This is a genomic window from Pseudomonadota bacterium, from assembly GCA_018823285.1.
GTDB lineage: Bacteria > Desulfobacterota > Desulfobulbia > Desulfobulbales > JAGXFP01 > JAHJIQ01.
On record JAHJIQ010000030.1, the window covers coordinates 111,766 to 135,505 of the forward strand.

General features: G+C 56.3%; 22 protein-coding genes. 17 read left to right on the top strand and 5 right to left on the bottom strand.

Annotated features, from left to right (window positions below; all coding sequences use genetic code 11):
• Positions 1-355 precede the first annotated feature (355 nt).
• A complete protein-coding gene (locus tag KKG35_08450; GenBank protein ID MBU1738155.1) occupies positions 356-2,758 on the top strand; it encodes a multicopper oxidase domain-containing protein in 2,403 nt (800 codons plus the stop codon).
• 16 nt (positions 2,759-2,774) lie between these two features.
• Complete coding sequence (locus KKG35_08455; protein MBU1738156.1) at positions 2,775-3,314, top strand: DUF309 domain-containing protein; 540 nt, start codon at positions 2,775-2,777, stop codon at positions 3,312-3,314.
• A gap of 4 nt (positions 3,315-3,318) precedes the next feature.
• On the opposite strand, the gene KKG35_08460 is transcribed toward KKG35_08455, so the two are convergent.
• Both KKG35_08460 and KKG35_08465 read right to left on the bottom strand, forming a co-directional pair.
• Complete coding sequence (locus tag KKG35_08460; protein MBU1738157.1) at positions 3,319-3,477, bottom strand: rubredoxin; 159 nt, start codon at positions 3,475-3,477, stop codon at positions 3,319-3,321.
• Positions 3,478-3,489: 12 nt separating this feature from the next.
• Positions 3,490-4,398 carry a patatin-like phospholipase family protein gene (locus KKG35_08465; GenBank protein ID MBU1738158.1) on the bottom strand — a complete coding sequence of 303 codons (909 nt, stop codon included), beginning with the start codon at positions 4,396-4,398 and terminating at the stop codon, positions 3,490-3,492.
• Between the two features lie 190 nt (positions 4,399-4,588).
• On the opposite strand from KKG35_08465, the gene KKG35_08470 reads away from it, so the two are divergent.
• Genes KKG35_08470 through KKG35_08485 form a run of 4 tightly spaced genes read left to right on the top strand, consistent with a single transcriptional unit; the run spans position 4,589 to position 11,545 of the window.
• A complete protein-coding gene (locus KKG35_08470; GenBank protein MBU1738159.1) occupies positions 4,589-6,253 on the top strand; it encodes an acyl-CoA dehydrogenase family protein in 1,665 nt (554 codons plus the stop codon).
• A 44-nt stretch (positions 6,254-6,297) separates the two neighbouring features.
• A complete protein-coding gene (locus KKG35_08475; GenBank protein MBU1738160.1) occupies positions 6,298-7,584 on the top strand; it encodes a thiolase family protein in 1,287 nt (428 codons plus the stop codon).
• Between the two features lies 1 nt (position 7,585).
• Positions 7,586-9,700, top strand: a complete 2,115-nt coding sequence (locus tag KKG35_08480; protein MBU1738161.1) for an enoyl-CoA hydratase/isomerase family protein — start codon at positions 7,586-7,588, stop codon at positions 9,698-9,700.
• An 18-nt stretch (positions 9,701-9,718) separates the two neighbouring features.
• A complete protein-coding gene (locus KKG35_08485) occupies positions 9,719-11,545 on the top strand; it encodes a long-chain fatty acid--CoA ligase (protein ID MBU1738162.1) in 1,827 nt (608 codons plus the stop codon).
• Between the two features lie 216 nt (positions 11,546-11,761).
• On the opposite strand, the gene KKG35_08490 is transcribed toward KKG35_08485, so the two are convergent.
• From KKG35_08490 to nifA, 3 genes are all read right to left on the bottom strand, one after another.
• The gene (locus KKG35_08490; GenBank protein MBU1738163.1) at positions 11,762-12,610 is read right to left on the bottom strand and encodes an HDOD domain-containing protein; all 849 of its coding nucleotides are present in this window, start codon (positions 12,608-12,610) and stop codon (positions 11,762-11,764) included.
• A 298-nt stretch (positions 12,611-12,908) separates the two neighbouring features.
• Positions 12,909-13,319 carry a C-GCAxxG-C-C family protein gene (locus KKG35_08495; GenBank protein ID MBU1738164.1) on the bottom strand — a complete coding sequence of 137 codons (411 nt, stop codon included), beginning with the start codon at positions 13,317-13,319 and terminating at the stop codon, positions 12,909-12,911.
• Between the two features lie 340 nt (positions 13,320-13,659).
• On the bottom strand, positions 13,660-15,258 hold the full coding sequence (gene nifA, locus KKG35_08500; GenBank protein ID MBU1738165.1) for a nif-specific transcriptional activator NifA: 1,599 nt from the start codon (positions 15,256-15,258) through the stop codon (positions 13,660-13,662).
• Between the two features lie 461 nt (positions 15,259-15,719).
• Between nifA and nifH the strand changes: the two genes are divergently transcribed.
• From nifH to KKG35_08555, 11 genes are all read left to right on the top strand, one after another.
• Positions 15,720-16,550, top strand: a complete 831-nt coding sequence (gene nifH / locus KKG35_08505) for a nitrogenase iron protein (GenBank protein MBU1738166.1) — start codon at positions 15,720-15,722, stop codon at positions 16,548-16,550.
• Positions 16,551-16,715: 165 nt separating this feature from the next.
• Positions 16,716-17,072, top strand: coding sequence for a P-II family nitrogen regulator (locus KKG35_08510; GenBank protein ID MBU1738167.1), 357 nt, complete (start codon positions 16,716-16,718; stop codon positions 17,070-17,072).
• Positions 17,069-17,443 (top strand): P-II family nitrogen regulator, encoded by a 375-nt coding sequence (locus KKG35_08515; protein MBU1738168.1) that lies wholly within the window; start codon positions 17,069-17,071, stop codon positions 17,441-17,443. The genes KKG35_08510 and KKG35_08515 overlap by 4 nt, the downstream gene beginning before the upstream one ends.
• A 10-nt stretch (positions 17,444-17,453) precedes the next feature.
• The gene (gene nifD, locus KKG35_08520; protein ID MBU1738169.1) at positions 17,454-19,094 is read left to right on the top strand and encodes a nitrogenase molybdenum-iron protein alpha chain; all 1,641 of its coding nucleotides are present in this window, start codon (positions 17,454-17,456) and stop codon (positions 19,092-19,094) included.
• A 121-nt stretch (positions 19,095-19,215) separates the two neighbouring features.
• Positions 19,216-20,589, top strand: a complete 1,374-nt coding sequence (gene nifK / locus KKG35_08525; GenBank protein MBU1738170.1) for a nitrogenase molybdenum-iron protein subunit beta — start codon at positions 19,216-19,218, stop codon at positions 20,587-20,589.
• 81 nt (positions 20,590-20,670) lie between these two features.
• A complete protein-coding gene (locus KKG35_08530) occupies positions 20,671-21,846 on the top strand; it encodes a radical SAM protein (protein MBU1738171.1) in 1,176 nt (391 codons plus the stop codon).
• Between the two features lie 59 nt (positions 21,847-21,905).
• Positions 21,906-22,208, top strand: coding sequence for a (2Fe-2S) ferredoxin domain-containing protein (locus tag KKG35_08535; protein ID MBU1738172.1), 303 nt, complete (start codon positions 21,906-21,908; stop codon positions 22,206-22,208).
• A gap of 18 nt (positions 22,209-22,226) precedes the next feature.
• Positions 22,227-22,412: a hypothetical protein gene (locus KKG35_08540; protein MBU1738173.1), complete on the top strand. Its 186-nt coding sequence runs from the start codon at positions 22,227-22,229 to the stop codon at positions 22,410-22,412.
• On the top strand, positions 22,409-22,705 hold the full coding sequence (locus KKG35_08545; GenBank protein ID MBU1738174.1) for a hypothetical protein: 297 nt from the start codon (positions 22,409-22,411) through the stop codon (positions 22,703-22,705). Before KKG35_08540 ends, KKG35_08545 begins: the two co-directional genes overlap by 4 nt.
• A gap of 17 nt (positions 22,706-22,722) precedes the next feature.
• On the top strand, positions 22,723-23,178 hold the full coding sequence (locus KKG35_08550) for a hypothetical protein (GenBank protein MBU1738175.1): 456 nt from the start codon (positions 22,723-22,725) through the stop codon (positions 23,176-23,178).
• Positions 23,179-23,284: 106 nt separating this feature from the next.
• Positions 23,285-23,506 carry a Nif11-like leader peptide family natural product precursor gene (locus KKG35_08555; protein ID MBU1738176.1) on the top strand — a complete coding sequence of 74 codons (222 nt, stop codon included), beginning with the start codon at positions 23,285-23,287 and terminating at the stop codon, positions 23,504-23,506.
• Positions 23,507-23,740: the final 234 nt, after the last annotated feature.

The window sequence follows — 23,740 nt, forward strand, 5'->3', positions numbered from 1 at the left end:
CAGTTGGCTACGCTGGTGGAGGCGAGCAGTTGGTCTGCTATCTGCTTCCCATTTGTTGCGTAATATTGTGTAATTCCTGATTTGGTGAAGAATATTCTCCATTATGAAGAGAGCCGAGGCGTTGATGAAATAGTCCATGCAGGAGGCAATGGTTGAGGTATACGCCGGAATACTATTGGGTCGTATCAGATGTAAACCTGCCGGTTTGTCAGTAATGATAGGCTTTCGGCGAAGATATCCTGTAAACGGGTCACTCAAATGCATCGGGTTTGTGAGGGAACAGATTGACATGGTGTGAGAAAGGCCCAATTGTAATTCAATGAACTTTCTTGAATGCCATTAACAATGGAGCGAAATGATGAGTAGCAGAATGAGCACGGCACTACTGAGTCTGACGGCTGTATTGCTTGCCGTTGCTGCAGCCCTCCCCGGCAACGCGGCCACCGTTGAATACGATCTGGCGATTGTCGAGCAGGAGATAAATTTTACGGGCCATCCGGAAATGGGGATGACCCTGAACGGCGGTATTCCCGGACCGACCTTGCGTTTTACCGAGGGGGATCTTGCCAGGATCAGGGTGAGTAACAGAATGGGTGTGGATTCCTCCATTCACTGGCATGGCCTTCTGGTGCCTCCCGGGATGGACGGAGTTCCGCTGATCAGTTTTCCCCCGATCAGACCCGGTGCCACCTTCACTTACGAATTTCCGATTCGTCAGAGCGGCACATACTGGTATCACTCCCATACAAATCTTCAGGAGCAGCGGGGGGTGTATGGGGCAATTGTGATCGAGCCTTTGTCCGCAAACGATACGGAAAAGGTCGATCAGGACCATGTTGTCCTCCTCTCCGACTGGACCGATGAAGATCCCCGGGCGGTGCTGAAAACCCTGAAGCGCGGCAGCGACTGGTACGCACTGCAGAAGGGGAGTGGTCAGAGTATTCTGGGCGCTGCCCGGATGGGGATGGCCGGGGCATATTTTTCCCGGGAACTGCAAAGAATGCCACCGATGGATATCGCCGATATCGCCTATGACCGCTTTCTCGCCAATGGCAAGCCCGAATCACATCTCAAAGCCTCACCGGGTGAACTCGTTCGTCTGCGGATCATCGATGGTTCGGCAACCACCTACTTCCATCTGGAATTTGCGGGAGGGGTGATGCGTATTGTTGCCGCCGACGGCCAGAATGTACATCCGGTGGAGGAGAAACGCTTTCTGATCGGGGTTGCCGAAACCTACGATGTACTGATCAAGGTTCCCAGCTCAGGTTCTTATGAATTCCGGGCCACTGCCCATGACGGTTCAGGATATGCCAGGGTCTGGATCGGCGAAGGTGAAAAACATCCGGCCGGAGATGTTCCCGTTCCCAATCTGTATCACGCCATGGGGGGACTAAGCCTGAAAAAAATCTTTGCCCTGACGCCTGCCGGGGCCATGGGGATGGAGGACCGCAAGGTCGGGAGGGGAATGTTCGACCGGCCTGGAATGGCGGGAATGACCACCATGACGATGGATTCCGGGCACGAAATGGGAGCAATGAAACAGGCCGGTGGGCAGCATGAAATGGTCGGCAATAATGAAACCGCTCATTCTCCGGCCATGGCGGAGATGGGCATGGAAATGGTCCCGAAGGCTGCGAGCAAAACAGAGCACCCCATGACCATGGAGCATTCCGGCGCATCCATGGTCATCGCACCCGCCGACAGATCCGGAAAGAAATTCGCCCGCGATTTTTCCTTTCTGGGAACGGATGTTTCCTCGCGGGCCAATCTTGCCATGGACGGCATGGCCGACCGTCCCTGGCCGCCGTACCATAAACTTAACGCTATTACAAATACCGCCCTGCCCCGGGGAGAACCGGTGCGGGAGATCCGGCTGACCCTGGACGGCGATATGGAGCGTTACGTCTGGTTCCTGAACAACAAGCCGCTCTCCGAAACCGACCACCTGCTGATAAAAGAGGACGAGGTTGTCCGCTTGATCATGATCAACCGGACGATGATGCACCATCCGATGCATCTCCACGGTCATTTCTTCAGGGTGCTCAACGGTCAGGGCGACCATGCGCCATTAAAGCACACCGTTGATGTGGCGCCGATGTCCACCACCGTGATCGAGTTCGACGCCAATGAAAAGGGCGACTGGTTTTTCCACTGCCACCTGCTCTATCACATGAAGAGCGGAATGGCCCGGCTGGTCCATTATGATGATTTTACCATCGATCCCGATCTGGCCGCGATCAGGCCCGGGCTCTACAGGGACTCCTGGTATTTCCAAGGCCGGGCCGGGCTGTTCAGCAATATGGCCGACACCGCACTTGTGCTGTCCAATACCCGAAATCTGATCAGTACCGAATGGGAAGTCGGCTGGCAGGAAGTGGATGACAACGAGTGGGAGGGAACCCTGAAATGGGGATATTATGTCAATCGGTTTTTTACCCCCTTTGTCGGCGGGATCGTTGAAGGGGAAAACCGCAAAAGCAACGATGAAAGAGGTTTTGTCGGTTTTCACTATCTGCTGCCGTTGAATATCGAGGCGAACTGCTGGCTGGATGACGAAAAGGAGACACGGATCAGCATCGAAAAATCCTTCGAGCTGACTCCCCGCCTTTCAATCACCGGCGAGACCCGCTATGACTCGGCGGAACGATGGGAGGGCGGGGTCGAGATCAGTTACCTGGTCAACCGGGAGGTTTCGTTGGCCGCCCGCTGGCACACAGACTACGCATTCGGCGGAGGACTTGAGATCAGGTTCTGATCCTGACCCGGTGGCCATGAAATTTGACCCGTTCAATAACAGAGTGTGCCGGGATATCAGGAATGGTCTGTCGAAGGGGCTGATGGATGCCCTCCGGAATAAAGACCTCAAGGCGGTGCATACACTTGCGGCAAAATATCTGGCACAGGGTGTTGAGCCATACCAGAAAAAGTACATCGAGGGCCGGCTCGGAGGGTATGAAAAAGTTCTGGCAGGAATCCGGCGTCTGGACCCTGACGATGTCTATGACATCGCTCTAAAGCTCTGGGATGCAGAGTTGTTCTATGAAGTTCATGAATATCTGGAGTTTTACTGGAAGCAGGCGTCCGGTGCGAACCGAGAAATCCTGCAGGCTCTAATTCGGGCAGCAGGCACTTACATCCACCTGGAACAGGGGAATGTAAAGGGGGCGGCGAATATGGCCGCAAAAGCGGTCAAAATTCTGGAGAAGAAGGTGAGTCGGGCTCTTCTTCCCGGATATCTGGACCTGGGGCTGCTCCTCGTTAAACTCCGTAATCTAGACCCTGTTGCGCCAAAATTAATTCGGCGAATCTGAATGGCTACTCCGCCTCAAATTCACTTTTGGAGGCGCCGCAGACGGGGCAGACCCAGTCATCCGGCAGGTCTTTGAAGTCGGTGCCGGGTTCGATGCCGCTGTCGGGGTCGCCAAGGGCCGGGTCGTAAACATAACCGCAGACTGAGCAGACATATTTCTTCATTTCGTTCTCCCTTCAAGTGAACAGTTTTTTAAAAAATGATGGCATGTCACTCTTGCTGTTTTCTTTGTATACTTCGATAAACTCTTCAGCGGCCACTCGGCCTCTCCGCATACAATCTTCAATACAGCCGAACTGTGCCCAGCTGATGTCTCCAACTTCAGGCTCGATAATCGCATCGGCGGCTCTCGCCTGCATCTCGTTCAACACTGTTCGGGTTATGGCATTGGTCCGGCGAATGATGTCCAGGGCGGTTTCGGTAGAGAAATCCTGCTCCAGTTCCTTGCCGACGTTCACCGCAATAACGTAGTCGGCGCCCAGGGAACTGCAGGTGTCAACCGGTAGCTGGTTCACCCAGCCCCCGTCCATCAACAGGTGACTGTTCAGTGGTATGGGTGGGAATATGCCGGGGATTGCCGAAGAGGCGGCAACTGCCTGCCGGAGGGGGCCTTTGGTGAGAACGGTCTCCTCGCCGGTGTTGATATCGGTGCAGACCGCGGCAAAAGGGATTTTCGTTTCCTGGATGTCGATATCGTCGATCAGGAAGTTGATGTTTTCCATGTATGTTTCAAGGGAGACAAAGGATTGCTGGTTGGCCAGGAAATAGTTGTAGAAGAGTTTTTTGCGAAAATATCTGGAGAGACTATCCAGCAGGCCGTCATGTTTTCTGCCTTCTTCAGCTTCCTTGACAAAATCAAACTGGATCTTGGCATAGCAGTCGCAGGCGAAATATTCATCAATCCTCTGCATGGCCTTTTTGCAGTCGCCGGTCGTTGCGTAAAGCGCTCCCAGCAGCGCCCCGATGCTTGTGCCAACCACCAGGTCGGGGATAATCCCGTTCTCGGTCAGGGCATCTATGGCGCCTAAATGGGCGAGGCCACGGGCTCCGCCACCACCGAGAACAAAACCCAATTTTTCTTTCATAGCGGCCGTCTCATACTGATAGGGGGTGCATTTTGTAGCGGCAAAGATCTTCAGTACTATAGATATACTATGAAAATCCTTTGGACAAGGAGCTTTTTGTTCCGTAAATTGTGAAATGCCGGATGCTGCTAACCAATGCTTGCATATATTGCCGTAAATCCTTAGGGTCTGTAATAAAGGAGTCAGGCATATGAAGAAAAGCGATGAAACGATCAGCGGTTTCCTGACAGAACTTTACCAGGGGCGATTCAACGACACTCTGTTCCGCACATTCAGCGCGGCGGAACCGGATGAACAAACGAAGCGGATTATCAGTCGCTTTCATGAGCTGATCAAGGAGTATCCCGCCCTGTCCCTTGAAAAGAGCGGTATGATCCCCGATGAGCTGTGGCAGGGGTTGAAAGAGATCGGTATCTTCGGCCTCAACATCCCTGCCCGATACGGGGGAGTGGGCTTAAGTCTTACCAATTATTTAAGGGTTCTCAAAGCCATGGCCGGAGTTGATATGGCACTGGCGATCATCCCCACCGCGCATCTTTCCATCGGTGTGAAAGGGGTTGTTCTCTTCGGTACCGAGGGGCAGAAGAAGAAATATCTGCCGAAGGCAGCGTCCGGAGAAATGCTTTTTGCATACGCACTCACCGAGTCCGGCATTGGTTCGGATGCCCAGCACATCACTACTTCCGCCACTCTGTCTGATGATGGCAGCGCTTATCTCATAAACGGCCAGAAGAGTTACATCACCAATGGCGGCTATGCCGGCGGGATGGTGGTGTTCGCCCGGATGGAACAGGAAAAGCCCGGATTTATGGGCGCTTTTATTGTCGAGACGGACATGGAAGGGGTAACGGTCGGCAAGGATGTTGCCAAGATGGGGCTTACCATCAGTTCCACCACCACCATTCAGTTCAAGGATGTCCGGGTTCCGGTGGAAAATCTGCTCGGCAAACCCGGAGATGGTTTCAAGATCGCCATGTCCATCCTGAATTATGGACGCCTTGGGCTCGGAGCCGCTTCCGCCGGGGTAATGAGCCGGTCGGTTGAAGATATGTTCGAGAGAGCTTCTTCAAGGGTCCAGTTCGGCAGGCCCATCAAGGGATTCGAGCTGATCCAGGACAAGATCGTCCGCGCCGTGGTCAACGGCTTTGCCGCCGAGGCGATGACAAAGTTTACCGCCCACCTCCTGGAGTCGAATCCTGAGGCCAGCTGCAGCATGGAGAGTTCGCACACCAAACTCTTCGGCACCACCAGGGGCTGGGATGTTCTTTATGATGCCCTGCAGACTGCGGGTGGCGCCGGGTATCTTTCCGGTTTGCCGTATGAGAAAAGAATGCGGGACTTCAGGGTCACCACCATCTTTGAAGGAACGACCGAGATCCACACCATCTATCCGCCTCTGGTCATGATCCGGATTCTGAGCGCCGGTAACCAAAAGAAGGGGAAGATTGCCTCCTTCCTGTCGCTCCTCGGCAGTTTGCTGAAGCGTCCCGATATCAATCCGGAAACGGATAACCCGGTGTTCCGGAAGGCCGTCTCCTATGCAGCCGGATGTGTCTGGCGGGTGAGACTGCTGCTGGTCTGGGGCGCGATCCGGTTCGGCAAACGGATTACGGATAAGGAATTTTACCTTGAGCGGATCACCCGGGTCAGTGTTTCTCTTTTTGCCATCCTGGCCATGATGGCCAGGATTGAAAGCCATCATCGGGCGGAAAAGGATATCCAGGCCGAGCTCGAACTCCTTGATTATTTTGTTGAAGAGGAAAAGGAGCGTGGCGGGTCGGGAGCAGGTTTTTGGACCACCCGAAAAGAGAAGCTCCACCGGAGGATTTTTGCACGTATGGATTCGGCTCATTAAAGTCGCATGGGTCATTGCCGTGAAATGATGCAACGGAGAAAGGTATGAAAAAACGGATCGCAATTGTCGGAGGAGTCAGGACGCCCTATGTGAAAGCCGGGACCAGGTTCGCCGACCTGAGCGCGGTGGATCTCGGCAGGCTCGTGTCCAGGGAACTCATCGCCCGGACCGGAATCGATCCGTCGGTGATCGATTCAGTGGTGATCGGCAATGTCTCCCAGCCCATGGAAGCGGTGAACATCGCCCGGGTGATCTCGATCTTTGCCGGTATTCCCGAGCATGTGCCGGCGTATACTGTGCACCGCAACTGCGCCTCCGGGATCCAGGCCATCGTTTCCGGCGCCCAGTCGATCGCTACCGGTGAGTCGGAAGTAGTGCTGGCCGGCGGAGTCGAGTCGATGTCGAACATCCCCTTTTTCCTTTCCAAAAAATTTCATGATATTGCGGTCAACTATCTGCACAGCAAATCCCTGAAACGACGGCTTCTTTCCCTGCTTGAGCTTCGACCCAAAGATTTCATCCCGAAAATCGGCCTGATGTTGGGGCTTACCGATCCCACCTGTCGCCTCAATATGGGGCAGACCGCCGAGGTGCTGGCCAGGGAGCTTGGGGTAAGCCGTGAAAGCCAGGATGAGTTTGCCCTTGAAAGTCATAAGAGAACGGTTGCTGCATACGAGGCGGGGCGATTCAAAGACGAGATCATGACCGTTTTCTGTCCGCCCGATTATCAGGAATCCCTCGATTTTGACAATGGGGCCAGAGCGGATGAAAGCATGGAAATTTTAAGCAGGCTGCGGCCTTTTTTTGATCGCAAATACGGCACGGTGACTGCCGGCAACTCCTCGCAGATCACCGATGGCGCGGCGGCGGTGATGCTCGCCAGCGGCAAGGCGGTTAAAAAATACGGCCTGGAGCCCTTGGGGTATGTCGGGGAGTATGCATTTGCCGGGCTCTCGCCGAAGAGAATGGGACTTGGCCCGGCGTATGCCACCTCGCGTCTTCTGGAGAAATCGGGGCTCGCCCTGGATGAGATCGGCCTGATCGAGATGAACGAGGCCTTTGCCGCCCAGATCATCGCCAATGAGATGGTCTTCGCCCAGGATCAACTCGCGGAGCATTACCTGGGCAGAAAGGCGATGGGCGCCATTGACCGGAGCATCATGAACGTGAACGGCGGGGCGATTGCCATGGGCCATCCGGTGGGCTCCAGCGGGACGAGGCTGGTGCTGACCCTTCTCCTTGAGATGAGAAGGCGCGGGGTTGGCAGGGGGCTTGCCACCTTGTGTGTCGGTGGTGGGCAGGGTGCGGCCGTGATCATTGAGAGGACCTGAGATGAAAGCATTCAAATTTGATAGAAGGGATGATGGCATCGGGGAAGTCACCTTTGACCTGCCCGATTCAAAGGTCAATATCCTGAGCCCCTCAGTCGTGGTCGAGTTGGAGGAACTGATCAGCGGGCTGGCCGGTGACCCAGGCCTTAAAGGAGTGATCTTTGCCTCCGGCAAGAAGGACAATTTCATTGCCGGGGCCGATATCTCGGTGATTGAGAAGATAGGTTCCGAAGAGGAAGGGGTGGCGTTGGCCTCCCAGGGGCAGAAGGTCTTTAACGATCTTGCCGCTCTCCCTTTCCCGACAGTGGCGGTAATTGACGGATCATGCCTCGGCGGCGGCACCGAATTTGCGCTGGCCTGCACTTACAGGGTTCTTTCCGATAACCCGAAGTCCTTTCTCGGCCTGCCTGAGACGCAGCTTGGGATCATCCCCGGATTCGGCGGCACTCAGCGCCTTCCCCGTCTGGTGGGGATTGTCGAAGCGGTCAGGATGATCACCTCCGGAGCCAGAATCTATGGCGGCAAAGCATTGCGCATGGGGCTGGTCGATGAAGTAGCGGCGGTTGAAAACCTGCCGGCGGCAGCCGTGAAGCTTATTTCCGGTCATCCGGAGCGAAAGCAGTGCAGATTTTGTATGGGAACATTTGTCGCACAGCTTGACCGCTTCCCGTTGTGGCGGTGGCTCGTCTTCCGTCAGGCGCGGCAGGAGGTTACCAAAAAAACCGGGGAGCATTATCCGGCACTTTTCAAAGCGATCGACGCCATCGAGCAGGGATTGTCTGCCGGCATGGCAAAAGGTCTGGAGGTTGAGGCAACCCTTCTGGGCCGGCTGGCGGTAACCGGGACCGCGAGAAATCTCCAGAAAGTATTTCGGTTGCATGAAAAATTCTCCAGGGTAGACACCTCATCGGTCAAGAACTTCGCCAAAATCGGGGTGGTCGGGGCCGGGGTCATGGGCGGCGGGATCGTTGGCCTGATCGCCGAACATGCGATGCAGCCTCGGCTGATCAACCGTTCCACCAAGGGGATCAGTGTTGCGCTTGAGGCGATTTCCAGGGTGCTCGCCGGTAAACTGCGGAAAAGGATTTATACCCGTGACCAGGTGGAGAGGTTGAAAGGAGCGGTCACCTGGGATACGACCATGCGGGGCATGCACACGCTCAATGCGGTGATCGAGGCGGTGGTCGAAGAGATGGCGGTGAAGAAAAAAATCCTGGCCGATATTGCGGGAGTGGTCGGCAACTCCACCCTGATCCTGTCAAACACTTCATCGCTGTCGATCACCGAAATGGCGAAGGATGTGCAGAATCCCGCCCGGGTGGCTGGGTTTCATTTCTTCAATCCGGTCGACAGGATGAAGCTGGTCGAGGTGATCCACGGCGAACAGACTTCGGAAGAGACGGTGGCCAAGGGTATGGCGCTTGCCAAGAGGCTTGGCAAGATCCCGGTCAGGGTCAAGGACAGCCCCGGTTTTCTGGTGAACCGGTTGCTCTTGCCGTATCTGAATGAAGCGGCGAGGATGCTCGAAGAAGGCGGCCGGATCGACCGGATCGATCGCGCGATGACCGCCTTCGGCATGCCCCTGGGGCCGTTCAGGCTTCTCGATATGGTGGGGCTCGATATCGCGGCCCATGTCGCCGAAATATTGAATCGCGCCTTCGGTGAGAGAATGCGTCCATCACCCTTGCTCGCCTCGATGCAGGTGGCTGGGCGTCTCGGCAACAAAAACGGCAGGGGGTTTTACGATTACGGCAGCAAGCGAAACGGGGACCTGGCTGATGATATTTATTCCCTGTTGCAGCTTGATCAGGTGCCCGGCAAAACCTTCAGCGACGAGGAGATTGTCGATCGGCTGATCATGCCGATGATCAATGAAGCTGTCCTCTGTCTGGAGGAAAGTGTGGTGAGCGATGCCGGAACCGTTGATGCGGCGATGATCTTCGGCGCGGGTTTCCCTCCGTACACCGGTGGTCTGATCCGTTATGCAGATACCGTCGGCGCAGGAGAGGTGGTCCGCAGGCTGGGGGAACTTGTCGGCAAGGGCGGTGAAAGGTTTGCGCCGGCACCATTGCTCCGGAAGATGGCGGAGCTGGGCGCAGGTTTTTATGACGATTGATCGATCATGGTGACAAACGTGAAAAGCTCTCCTCATGAAACAATCCCGGCCATGTTCACCGAACAGGTTGCCCGATTCGGTGATCGGACCGCGGTGCTGTATAAACCGGCGGATCAGTACCGGACGATCTCCTGGAACGAACTTGCCCGAATGGTCAGGGAGGTCGCCTGCGGTCTGGTCGGACTGGGGGTGAAGGTTGGGGACCGGGTGGCGATCATGTCCTACAACCGGCCGGAATGGCTGGTCGCCGATCTAGCCATCATGAGCGCCGGGGGGGTGACGGTCCCCATCTATCACACCAGTTCCCGGAAGGAGGCCGATTATATCCTGGACAAGGCGGGGGTCGATGTCGCCTTTGTCGCCCGTTCCGAGAAGGCGGAGATGCTCACCACCTGTGATGCGGCAATAAAGAACATTATTTCCCTTGACCCGGTGGGGATCGGTTCGGCGGGCAGCTGTGCGCTTGATTACGATATCCTTCGTCTCAAGGGCCGGGAGATCCTCGAAAATGGCGGCAGTGAAGAACTTGCGGCAAGAAAAGCCGCCATCGGGCCCGACCAGTGCGCGACCATCATCTTCACTTCAGGGACCACCGGCAGTCCGAAGGGGGTGATGCTCTCCCACCGGAACATTCTTGCCAACGCCCAGGCCGCCCTGGAAGCGCAACCGGTTGGGCCGGACGACACCTTCCTCTCATTTCTGCCCCTGAGTCATTCTTTCGAACGGACCGCCGGGCAGTTTTTAATGCTCGTCTCCGGCGCGGTCACCGCCTACGCCCAGTCGATCCGGGTCGTTGCCGACAATATCCAGGAGGTGCGTCCGACCATCATGCTCGGGGTGCCGCGATTTTATGAAAAACTGTATGCCCGGATCATGGACGGGGTGAACAGCGCGCCGCGCCTGCGGCAGAAGATTTTCCACTGGGCCATGGCAACGGGGCGGCAGATGCTGGAAGTTGCCGGTGGCGGGGGGGCGGGAGTTTTTCTCAGGCTGAAGCATCGGCTTGCCGAGCGGCTGGTTTTCAGTAAGTTAAAAGAGCGGTTGGGCGGCAGGCTTAAGTTTTTTGTGGCCGGTGGCGCGCCTCTGGCGCAGGAAATTGCGGAATTTTTTCTTGCCGCCGGGGTCCAGGTTCTGGAGGGCTATGGCCTTACGGAGTATTCACCGGTGATTGCGGTCAACCGGCTGGGTAAAATCAGGCCCGGCACCGTCGGCAACCCCCTGCCGGGGTGCGAGGTGAAAATCTTTGCCGATGGCGAGATCGGGGTCCGCGGCCCCTCGGTGATGCTCGGCTATTATCACGATCCTGAAGCCACCGCCGGGGTGATCATCGACGGCTGGCTGATGACCGGAGACCTGGGCGAGCTTGAAGATAATTACCTGAAGATCGTCGACCGCAAGAAGGACATTATCGTCACCTCGGGCGGCAAGAATATTTCGCCCCAGTATATCGAGAACCTGATCATCACCGACGAATATGTGAGCCAGATCGTGCTATATGGCGATCGGAAGAACTATCTCACGGCCCTGGTGGTCCCTGATTATGAGCTCTTTGCGGCCAGGGTTCCGGTTGCCGGTCTGAACGGTCTGTCGCCGGAAAAACTGGCGGTTCATCCGGAGATGCACAGTTTTTTGATGGGGAGGATCATGAAGAAAACAGCAGGACTCGCCCCTTATGAAACGGTCCGTAAGATTCTGGTGTTGCCGGAGCCGCTGACCGAGGAGAAGGGGGAACTCACTCCGACTATGAAGATCAAGAGGAAGGCGGTGCTTCGGAAATTCCAGCCGCGGCTTGATGCCTTGTATCTTGAGGATGAAGAGCGAGCACCGCGATCGCGGTGGCCGTAAAAATTAAGGGTGCCACTCAATTCCGGGTGCAGATTTCTTTGCTCTTCGACAGGCTCAGGGTGAGCGGAGTAGCTGTGATTCCTGTCGACCCGGGTTCGCCGCCTCACCGCGATCCCGCTCAACCCGAGCCAGTCGAAGCCCGCTTATCCCGAGCCAGTCGAAGCCCGCTCATCCTGAGCTTGTCGAAGGATCATCCCGGGTCTGCTCCGAACCTGATCAGGTTTTGATCAGGGTGCTCCAGCCGCTGACCAGCGCCTCTTTCTGCTCTTTTAGCTTCAGGGCGATCGCTTTCACCTTGTCATTGTCCAGCCCCAGCACTTTCGGGATCATGATTTTCTGGGGTGTCCCCAGTCCGCCCCAGCCGATCTTCAACTGGATACTCAACGCGTCTGCGAGGCTGATGGCCGCTGCCGCCTGAGCATGTTCTCCGGCCCGGCTGGGGTTATGATGGTAGCGGATCACCTTGACCGTCATCGGGCTCAGCTGCCAGCGATGGGCAAGATGGGCGCCGATATCGCTGTGGCCGAGACCATACTTGTCTTCCGCCTCCACCAGGCTGATATTCTCCGCCTTCATCATGCTCAGCAGTTCCCGCAGCTCATCGGCAAAGTAGAGACAGAAGAGGATCCGGCCGAGATCATGGAGCATGCCCACGGTGAACATCTCATCCGGTTCGAGATCGCTGACCTCCTGGGCGATCATTTTCGCGCAGGTGGCGACCCCGATCGAATGGAGCCAGATGTCCACGGCATTGAACTCTTCAAAGCCGAGATCGTCACAGAACACACCGGTCAGGGAAAGGCCGATCACAATGTTCCGGACCTCCTCAAAACCGACGGTGACGATGGCCCGGGAAAGACTGGAGATTTCCTGGGCGGAGCCGTAATAGGATGAGTTGGCCATTTTGAGGACCCTGGCGGTCAGGACCGGGTCTTCCTTGATGATGTCTTCGAGCTTCGCGGCGGAAGCGGATACCGAGTCGAGACTGGACAGCACGGCCTGCATGGTGTGCGGAATGGTTGGCAGGTCTTCGATCGCATCAAGTCGTTGGGCAAGTGATGGCATGTTTTCCTCTTACCAGGCTTTTGGTCCGGCTGAACTGCCCTTAATCAGGGGCAGGGCCGGAAGATGATGGTTCAACTGATGTTATGTATTGAAAAGATTATATAACGGTGGGCAGGTGAAATGAAAAAAAAAAATAAGATTCATGTGAATAGGCAGTCCGGAAGGCGGCGGGGTGGGTAAAAACGAATCATATCAACCGGTTATGGATGGGTGGTTTTGAGTCTCGCTTTCCGGGTATTTCTTCCCCGGCATTCCGGCGCTGTTGTTCCACAGGGGATTCTGCTCTCGGAGGACGTGTTCAACGGGGTTCTTTTGATGCATCCTGGTCAAGAATTTCGCCAAGGGCGCAGGCCGCATCCCCGATCAGCCGGATACAGATTTTGCGTCTGCTTTCCGGGTTGCCGTAATACTCTTTTGCCGCTTCCCTGTCCTGCCAGTTCACCTGGGCGATGTCCCGGCAGTTTGTACTGGCAAACTCTTCGCAGAGGGTGTTGAACTTCTGCATGAATTTTCCGGAAAGCGACCACATTCTGGGGTCTTCCTTTCCTTCGAGGTTCCCCCGGCTGTACATGCTGGAAATAAAAGCGACCCCGCCGAGCATGATGCCGCAGGGGCCGCCGCTGCCGGCCAGGCCACCGCCGAAAGCGCCGACCGCCTTCACTGCTTCCTCACTGATTTTTCCGATCTTTTCCTGGCCGACCGCCAGCATCACCTGGCTTCAATGAAGCCGCCGGGTAAAAAGTTCAATCGCCTTCTGCTGCATTTCCTCTGGAGTCATCCTGCACCTTCCGGTTGCGCTGTTGGATATCATGAAACCACCCGGCTGTTTTCAAGGCTTCGGGTGGAACCATCCTTGATTTTGCGCAGTGTAATAGTTTCAGAAAACTTCACAAGACAAAATGGAATTTCAGCGGCCTCAATCCGGGGATTTCGATCGATTCCCGATACCCTGCCGTGAGCGTTCGAGAGCGGCACCGATGCAGATAGCGAGCCGGCGAGATCCCCTGAGCTGATGAATCGCGCGGAGCCGTCACGGATTCAGGGATACCTTAACCGTAGGTAGGGGGTTCAAGATCATATTTCTTGATCCGGTAACCGATCTGGCGTTGGGTGATCCCGAGCTCTCTGGCGGCTCGTGCCCTCACCCAGCCATGCCTTTTGAGGGCCGCCTCAACTTCCTGTTTTTCGAGGTCTTCAAGGCGGGGTGGTCTGTTCTCCTGCGGGGCGGGCGCCGGCCCGACCGGTTCAGTCGGGAGATTCGGCGGCAGGCTTTTTTCACTGAACGTCTCCTCCAGCATATAGGAGGGAAGGGCGTCGGGAGCGACCGGTTTGTTGTCGGCCATGATCACCAGTCTTTCCACCAGATTCTGCAGTTCCCGGACATTTCCCGGCCAGGGGTAGCGGACCAGAACATCGATGGTCTGTTTGCTGAATTTGACCTTGCGGTCGTTGATCCTGTTACTCTCCTCGATAAAATGATCAAGCAGCAGCAGGATGTCTTCGCGTCTTTCCCGTAAAGCAGGGAGGACGATCGGCACCACGTTCAACCGGTAGAAGAGGTCTTCGCGAAAGGTTTTCCGGGCGACTTCCTGTTCCAGGCTCCGGTTGGTGGCGGCGATGATTCTGACGTCGACATTGATGGTCCTGGTGCCGCCCAGGCGTTCAAACTGTTTTTCCTGCAGGACCCGCAACAGTTTGGCCTGCAGGGGCAGCGGCAGTTCGCCGATCTCATCGAGGAACAGGGTGCCGCCGTCGGCCAACTCGAACCTGCCGATCTTGATGGTGGCGGCCCCGGTGAAGGCCCCCTTTTCATGACCGAGAAGCTCGCTTTCCAGCAGGTTGTCGGGCAGCGCCGCGCAGTTCACCTTGATAAATGGCTTCTCCTTGCGAGGGCTCGCCTGGTGGATCGCCCGGGCCACCAGTTCCTTGCCGGTGCCGGATTCGCCGAGGAGCAGGGTGGTGGCGCGGCTCGGCGCCACCTTCTCGATATAGCGGAAGACCTCCTGCATGATCTTGCTCTGGCCGATGATGTTGTGGTGGCTGAACCGGGTTCTGAGTTCTTCCTTGAGGTAGGTGTTTTCCTCAACCAGCAGCTTTTGCCTGGTGGCGATCGCCTCGTGCAGGTTCAGGAATTGACCGATCAGCATGGCGACCACGGTCAGAAACCGGATATCCTCCTCAAAGCTCACCTCGGAGCCGAATAACCGGTCGACGGTCAGGACCCCGACCGGTTTTTCCAGGAGAATGACCGGGACTCCGAGGAAGGAGACTTCGCCCTTCGGCAGCAGCGACCGCGACTCGGTCCGGTTCAGAAATAACGGCTCCTTGTTGACATCCGGTACGGCAAAGGGGTACCCGGTCCTGAATACGGTGCCGATGATCCCCTCGTCCGGTCGATACACGCCGCGACGGGCCTCTTCTTCGGTCAGGCCGTATGAGGCCCGGATGCTTAATCGAGAAAGGTCGCTGTCGGGCAGGACCAGGGTGGCCCGTTCCATTTTCAGGGTGTCGTGGAGAATTCTCAGGATCTCGGACAGAGCCTTGTCAAGGTTCAGGGCCGAGCCGATCAGCTGGGCAATTTCATAGAGGGCCTGGACTTCCAGATGTTCAGTCCCTCTGTCCTGCAACTCCGCTTCAAGCAATGCCATCTTTTTTTGCTCCTTCCTCCAGGGTTATTCCCATCTCATGTTCTTCGCAATAAACGTTCCAACATCTCTTCGCAACACGTAAAAAATCGCAACAATCTGTAATCATTGAGAATAGTTTGCCATGAGAGGGTGGGTTCCGGTTGCAAATGTTACAAAAAAACCGGGCGGTAGTTACATATTTGTAAATGTTGTATTGCGATAAACTCAATATTGTGAATGTTTTGCAACAGGACCTCAGTGTAACGACCTGTTCCTTTTTGTAAGCTTCCAAACACTTTCATTTTTCTGAAAATTTCATTTCGGCCAGGCCGAGCCCCGTGTGTTTTGCAAAAAACACAATAATAACAGATGGTTGACTGGTGAAAGAAAATATTGTCCGGCGATGGCACACCCCTTGCGATAGGGGGAAATCAACACATCAATACCGTTTACTCACTCAAAATTTTCAAGGAGGTTTGACAATGCGTAAAGTGGCAATCTATGGAAAAGGCGGAATCGGCAAGTCTACAACCACCCAGAACACGGTGGCGGGTCTGGTCGAGCTGGGGCGGAAAGTCATGGTCGTCGGTTGTGATCCGAAGGCGGATTCCACGAGGCTTCTGCTCGGCGGATTGGCCCAGAAATCCGTACTCGATACCCTGCGTGAAGAGGGCGAGGATGTTGAGCTTGAGGATATCCGCAAAAAGGGCTACGGCGGCACCTGGTGTGTTGAATCAGGCGGGCCGGAGCCCGGGGTTGGGTGCGCCGGACGCGGGATCATCACTTCCATTAATATGTTGGAATCCCTCGGCGCCTACGAGGAAAGCGAAGGGCTCGATTATGCCTTCTACGATGTTCTGGGCGATGTCGTCTGCGGTGGTTTTGCGATGCCGATCCGCGACGGCAAGGCGGAGGAGATCTATATCGTCGTCTCCGGCGAGATGATGGCCATGTATGCGGCCAACAATATCAGCAAGGGAATCATGAAATTCGCCCAGTCCGGTTCGGTCCGCCTGGGTGGTCTGATCTGTAACTCCCGGGCCGTCGACAACGAGCAGGAGATGATCGAGGAATTTGCCAAGAAGCTCGGGACCAGGATGATCCACTTCGTCCCTCGCGACAACGACGTGCAGCGGGCCGAGATCAACCGGAAGACCGTAATCGAATGGAAACCGGAGGTGCCGCAGGCTGACTCCTATCGCGGACTGGCCAGGGCCATCGACGAGAACGAGATGTTCGTCATCCCGACGCCGCTCGAGATCGAGGAGCTGGAAGCGCTGCTGATGGCGTATGGGCTGATGGAAGCCGCTTGACAGATGAAGTCAGAAGCACATCTGCCTCGAGCTGCGGCGTCATCGGCTGATTCGCATAGCGCTGCTATAGCGAATCAACCTCTTCCTTGCATCTCAAGGCACCTGCACTCCTGATTTATCTGTCAGGGGATGCTTTTGGGAAAAATTTACGGAGGAACAACTACGATGTTAATCATGATCAGATCAATAGTCAGGCCTGAGAAGGCGGATGCCGTGTTGGCGGCGTTGATGGATGCGGGTTTTCCCGCGGTAACCAAATATTCGGTGGCCGGGCGCGGCAAGCAGCGCGGGATCAAGATCGGCGAGGTCACTTACGATGAGCTGCCCAAGGTCATGTTGATGAGTGTGGTCAACGCGGCGGACAAGGATTTCGTGATCCAGACCATTATGGATACCGCCCGTTCCAAGGGGAAAGGCGCCTTCGGTGACGGCAAGATTTTCGTTACCGAGGTCGAGGAATCCTACACCATCAGCTCCGGGGTCAAGGAGACTGCGGCCGCCGCCGAGGAGGTCCCGGCATGAAAGAGGTGATCGCCGTGGTGCGAATCAATATGATGAACCAGACCAAGCAGGCCCTCACCGACTGCGGGGTCGATGCCTTCTTCGCCCACGAGGCCCACGGCCGGGGCAAGGGTTTTGTCAATCCGCAGATCCTGGAAGGCGTGGAACAGGGCTATGAAGAGGCCGCCTCCCTGCTCGGCGAGAAGGGCAAACTCTATGCCAAGCGCATGATCACCGCGGTGGTCGAAGACAAAATGGTGAAATGCGTGGTGGAAACCATCATCAATACGAATCAGACCGGCATGCCGGGGGACGGCAAGGTTTTTGTCCTTCCCTTGAGTGATGCGGTCCGGGTCAGAACGGGAGAGCGGGGCGTCAAGTCCATCTCATAAGGAGAAGAGTATGACAACAGCAACCAAGAAAAAAATGGTGCAGTGGGCGCCCGCCGATCTCAAGGCGGAACTGATCGCCAAGTATCCGCCCAAGGTGGCCCGCAAACGCGCCAAGCAGATCATGATCAACGAGGCGCTGCAGAACGACACCCCGACGCTTACCGCCAACGTCCGGACCATTCCCGGGATCATCACCATGCGCGGCTGCACCTATGCCGGGTGCAAGGGCGTAATCATGGGGCCGACCCGAGATATCGTGAACCTGGTGCACGGCCCGATCGGCTGCAGCTTCTATGCCTGGCTGACCCGGAGGAACCAGACCGACGCCGGCCCGGACGGTGAGAACTACATGACCTACTGTTTCTCCACCGACATGCAGGAGCAGGACATCATCTTCGGCGGCGAGAAGAAGCTGGCCGCCGCGATCCAGGAGGCGTACGACCTTTTTCATCCGAAATCGATCGCCGTTTTTGCCACCTGTCCGGTGGGGCTGATCGGGGACGATATCCACACCGTCGCCGCCAATATGAAGAAAAAACTCGGCGACTGCAATGTCTACGCCTTTTCCTGTGAAGGGTACAAGGGTGTTTCCCAGTCGGCGGGGCACCATATCGCGAATAACCAGGTTTTCCGGCATCTGGTCGGAGAGAACGACGTGCCGAAGGAAGGCAAGTACAAGATCAACCTGCTCGGCGAATACAACATCGGCGGCGACGGCTTCGAGATCGACCGGATCTTCAAAAAATGCGGGATCACCTGCATCTCGACCTTCTCCGGCAACTCGACCTACGACCAGTTCACCTCGTCCCATCAGGCCGATCTCAATGCGGTCATGTGCCACCGTTCGATCAACTACGTGGCCGACATGATGGAGACCAAGTACGGGATTCCCTGGATCAAGGTGAACTTTATCGGCGCGAAAGCAACCGCGAAAAGTTTACGCAAGATCGCCGAGTACTTCGGCGATAAAAAACTGATCGAGACGGTGGAGAAGGTGATCGCCGAAGAGATGCCGGAAGTGGAAGCGGCCTTGAAGGAGATCAGGCCCCGGACAGAGGGCAAGACCGCGATGATGTTCGTCGGCGGCTCCCGGGCCCATCATTACAAGGAGCTCTTCGACGAGCTCGGCATGAAGACCATCTCGGCCGGTTACGAGTTCGGCCATCAGGATGACTATGAAGGCCGCCAGGTGCTCCCCAACATCAAGATCGATGCCGACAGCCGGAACATCGAGGAGATCGAGGTTACGGCCGACCCGACCCGCTTCAGGCCGCGCAAGAGCGACAAGCAGCTGAAGGTCCTGGAAAAAGCGGGCTACCGGTTCAAAGAGTACGACGGCCTGGCTGTCGACATGGAAAAAGACACCCTGATCATCGACGATCTCAACCAGTACGAGGCGGAAAAACTGGTGGAACTCCTGCAGCCGGATATCTTCTGTGCCGGGATCAAGGAGAAGTATTCGATCCAGAAACTGGGGGTGCCGATGAAGCAGCTCCACTCGTACGACTCGGGCGGCCCCTATGCCGGCTTTGTCGGCGCGGTCAATTTCTATCACGAGATCGACCGGCTGGTGAATTCAAAAGTCTGGGGCTATATGAAGGCCCCCTGGCAGAAGAACCCGCAGCTGTCGGCGTCCTACAACTGGGAGTAGCCGCCTTCGGCGTAATTAAAAATTAAAAATGCAGAATGAAGAACGAAAAGCATCCCATTGATACCAATTTTGCATTTTGCATTCTACATTCTGCATTCATCAAACATTTGAGGATACGAAAATGTTACTACGACATACCCCGAAAGAAATATCGGCGCGCAAGGCCCTGACCATCAATCCGGCCAAGACCTGCCAGCCGATCGGCGCCATGTATGCGGCGCTCGGGATCCACGGCTGTCTGCCGCACAGTCATGGCTCCCAGGGGTGCTGCGCGTACCATCGCAGTGCCCTGACCAGGCATTACAAGGAGCCGGTTTCCGCCGCCACCAGCTCATTTACCGAGGGTGCCTCGGTATTCGGCGGCCAGGCCAATATGCTGCAGGCCATCAACAACATCTTCACCGTCTATGAGCCGGAGGTGATCGCGATCCATACCACCTGCCTCTCCGAGACCATCGGCGACGATCTGCCCCAGATCAAGAAAAAGGCGCAGGCCGAGGGCAAGATCCCGAAAGGAAAATATGTGATCAGCGCCTCCACCCCGAGTTACGCTGGTTCCCATGTGACCGGTTTTTCAAACATGGTCAAGTCGATGGCGATGATGGCTGAACCCACCGGCAAAAAGAACGGCAAGGTCAATATCATCCCGGGCTGGGTTGAACCGGCCGACATGGAGGAGATCAAGCGGCTGACCGCCCTGATCGGGATCAAGACCATCATGTTCCCGGACACCTCGGGGGTACTGAACACCCCGTTGTCCGGCGAGTACAAGATGTTCCCCGACGGCGGCACCACCGTGGCCGAGCTGAAAAGCACCGGTGACTCCAAGGGCACCCTGGCCCTCGGCGAATGGTGTTCGGCCGATGCGGCCCGAGAACTGGACTCCCAGCACAAGGTGCCCTGTTCGGTGCTCGACATGCCCTTCGGGCTGATGGCCACCGATCGCTTTATCGATGCCCTGCGGACCATCGCCGGAGTCACCATCCCCGACGAGATCGCCTATGAACGCGGCCAGCTGGTCGACATGATCTCGGACATGCACCAGTATCTGTACGGAAAAAAGGTGGCGCTGGTCGGCGACCCGGATCAACTGATCGCGATGACCGAATTCCTGGTCACGATGGACATGAAACCGGTCCATATCGTCACCGGAACCCCCGGCAAGAAGTTTGAGAAAAGGATCCGGGAGATCACCAGCGAGATGGGCTGTCCGGTGAACGTCAAGGCCAAAGGGGATATGTTCCTCCTCCACCAGTGGATCAAAAACGAGCCGGTTGACCTGATCATCGGCAACACTTACTGCAAGTATATCGCCCGCGACGAGGACATCCCGTATGTCCGCTGGGGGTTCCCGATCCTCGACCGCCAGGGACACCAGTATTTCCCGACCGTCGGTTACAAGGGGGGATTGCGGCTGCTGGAAAAAATCCTCGGGGTGCTGCTGGACCGCAAGGACCGCGATGACCCTGAAGAGAAGTTTGAACTTGTCATGTAGAAACCTTAAGAAACCGGGAGCGGAGTTAATCTCTGTTTCCGGTCTCACGCCCCACCGGAAATCAAGGGAATGGTGTCTGAGATGAAGATTATTCAGTTGCCGAAAGGCGAAAATTGCCGCTGCGCCGGCAATCCCTCCGGGCCGGGATCGCTCATTCTGCCGGTGGCCCGGCGACCGTTGTTCAGGGTTCGTTACGACCGGCCCGATGCAGAGGCCCGCGCGGTACCGCCTGCAGGCGCATTGAGGTGGCTTGAAGAAAATCTCCGGCAGGGCGCGGTGATCAGCGGGGTTGAACTGGATGGTCCCGGAGATCCGCTGGCGGAAATGGAGGGGACCTTGGAAACCCTGCGGCTGATCAGGGGGAAGTACCCGGAACTGGAACTTTCGGTAACGACCCTCGGGCTGCATGGCGCCGAAGCCGCGAAAGAGCTCGCGGAAGCTGGAGTGGCCCGGGTTACTTTGCTGGTAAACGCGGTTGAACGGGAAGCGGCGGAAAAACTCTATGCCTGGATCAGGCCGGGGAACAAAACGATTCCCCTTTCCCAGGCCATCCCGATGCTTCTGGAAGAACAGGCCCGGGCGGTCGTGGCTTTCCGGGAGCAGGGAATCAAGGTGGGGGTGAGGACCACGGTCTATCCCGGAGTGAACGACGACCAGGTTTCCGTCATTGCCAGGGAGATGTCTGCACGCGGTGCGGAATCGATGGAGCTTGTCCCCTGCAACCACGTTACGGATCAGAATGAGTCGCTGCTCGGTGCACCGGAACCCGGAGTCATGGAACAGCTGGCGGTAAGCGCGTCCCGATATCTGGCGACGACGGTGCAGCCGGAAAAGAAAGCCCATCTCGGCGCCGATTGCCCGTCGGTGTTCGGATCCTGTAAAAGTCCGGTCGCCGCCGCCCTTGCGCCGACCGCAGAAAGGCCGAATATCGGGGTGGTCAGTGTGGGCGGCATGGAGGTGGATCTGCATCTCGGCCAGGCGTATCAGATGCTGATCTACGGTCCCAGGGAAGATGGGTTGACCTGTCTTCTAGGAACCAGACCGGTTCCGGAGCCGGGCGGCGGCAGTGGCCGCTGGGAAAAATTGGCCGAAACCCTGGTCGACTGTTTCGCAGTCCTTGCCGCCGGGGCCGGCGAAAGCCCGAGACGTATTCTCGGAGAGAAGGGGGTTTCCGTCCTGATCACCGACGGCGGGATCGAGGGCGCTATCGACCAATTATATGGCGGCGGGAAAAAAGGAAGATGCAAGGGTCAATGAACACAATCATAAATCTTAATTTTGCATTCTAAATTCTTCATTAAAAAAAGGAGCACCCCATGGCAACCCCGGAACGACAAATCATCGTCTGTCAGAGCTTTCGCGTCGCGGGCGACAAGAAAGGCATCTGCCACAAGCAGACCAACGGTTTTCTGCAGTACATCGAAGAGGAGATTCTCGATCGGGGCCTTGATTGCCTGATCACCGCCACCACCTGCCTCAAACAGTGCGAATCGGGACCGATCATGGTGATTCAGCCGGAGAACTGGTGGTTTAAGGGCGTCGACAGTGAAGAGGCGATCGATGCCATCCTTGACGGTCTGGAAGACGGCGAGCCGGCTGCCGGGTATCTGATCTCGTAAGGGTCATCGGAGACAACCATGACCTATAGATCATATCTGGAATCGGGCGGCGGTCATTGTCCGAAGTGCGGATCAAAGGCGATCAAGTACTCCTCCCCTCCGGAATGGGTGAAGGGAGATCAGATGCGGGTTGCGATGTTTTGTGCAACCTGCGGGGCCAGATGGAGGGATATCTACAATCTCAGCAGAGCGGAAGATCTATGAAACAATTGGGACTGGTAAAAAATATTGTCGAGGAAGCGGGGATGGGTGTTTCCTATGCCTACGAAGACCTGGTCTTCCTGGAGCACAACTCCTTTCTGCTCCAGTTCACCGACCACGAACGTGAGCTGTTCGTCTGCATCAACCGGGAGGCGGACAGGGAAACCGTGGATCCGGATATCTCCAGGCTGCAGGCAGTTGCCACCGGTCAAGGGTTGCGATTTATGATTGGTGATCCATACACCCTGACCCAGGGCGATGACGAGAGCGTCATTATAGAGTTCTGTGCGCCATGAAGAAAGGAGACGCTGCCATGCCGGAGACAAAATCTTCGCCACCGGGCAGACTGGTAGGCTTCGGAGATATCAAGCGCCCACCCATCGGCGGCTGGCAGGAGTATCTGCGGCAGGGCAAGCAGTTCCTGGCCGCAGCCGTTAACGGTTTCGCCAGGCGGCGGCAGGTCTTTACCGCCGAAATCCTCTATAATCTGGTGGCCATGGCCATTGAAAAGCTGATCATGGCCCTGCTGATGGAAAGCGGCAATCTCCCCTATAATCACACCATGCACGATCTGGTTGAGGCGATGGAAGAGTTTTTGCCCGGAGACCTGGGGCCTCTTGGTGATGAGTTAAAAGCCCTGGACGCGTTTCAGGAGATCTGCGACCCCTACAATTTCACGATCACCCCGCCGACCATGGACGAGGTGGCAAGGATGCTGGAGCTGGCCGGGAAGATCAGAACATTGACGGAAAGAAGGATCGCAAACTGATCGGTAAGGAAAGCCTGTCTTCAGTGCGAGGAGTGTGTCGTGGGTGAGGCGCCGATCAAAATGGATCTTAATGTATATTTCTTAATTTAAAACAGGGAGAATAATCATGGCTAGAAAAGATGTGGAAGACCTGCTTGTCGCCGGCGGCGAGGATAAAAATGTACGGGCCCGATATGACGTCCCGGCAACCATGGAGGAGTTCGTCACCCTGGCCGCTGAAGACGGGTACAGCTTCACGGTGGAGGAGCTTGCGGCAGTCCTGAAGGAGTCCGGGGATGTCTTTGAAAAAAACGGCAATCCGGCCAAAAGGCAGATCTGGTGGGTCTGAGCCGGGAAGATTTGTAAGATCGTACATTCCACAAAGGCAGAACCCTGAAATCATGTGAGACCCCGAGCTGTTTCCGTGGGTCTCGCATTTTTTTTCGCTGATTCCGGCACGCCATCCGCCATCCGCTTCTTTGTCGGCTGCTCCCGAAAGGCCGGCCTCAGGGAAAAAGGCGGAATCCGGTATTGCAAACCCGGTCGGCACTCAACCCGGACATTCATTTTTGCTCTCCTCTCA